Below are 322 nucleotides of genomic sequence, written 5' to 3'. Positions count from 1 at the left end.
TGTTTATTTATTGGAGTTCGCCATCGCTACTGTAAGCGGTAGAAAGGGAACTCCTTTTTTTTGTGCATTCCATTCTCCATTTCAAAATATTGGGGCAAATTAATTTGGCTTGTGAAAGTATTTTTGTTGAATTTTATTCGTTTTCTCCTGTAATTTTTGGTATAATAAATCCTGTATATCTTAAATTGAAATGAGAAGGTTATGAAAGATAAAATTAGGCTTGAATTAGAAGGCATCGATATTCGATTCGATGAACCTTTAAAAGAATATACCTATACAAAAGTAGGAGGAGCTGTTGATTATCTAGCTTTTCCGCGGAATC

1 pseudogene is annotated in these 322 nt (G+C 32.6%); it reads left to right on the top strand.

The features are described 5' to 3' along the window. Nucleotides 1–201: 201 nt before the first annotated feature. Nucleotides 202–322, top strand: a pseudogene (gene murB / locus C1G53_RS09070) (UDP-N-acetylmuramate dehydrogenase); the annotation flags it as partial.

The sequence above is a fragment of the Streptococcus suis genome, from assembly GCF_002960445.1.
In the GTDB taxonomy this organism is placed as follows: Bacteria; Bacillota; Bacilli; order Lactobacillales; family Streptococcaceae; genus Streptococcus; species Streptococcus hyiners.
Note: the sequence above shows the minus strand (reverse complement) of the source record. Positions and strands in the feature narration are given on the sequence as shown.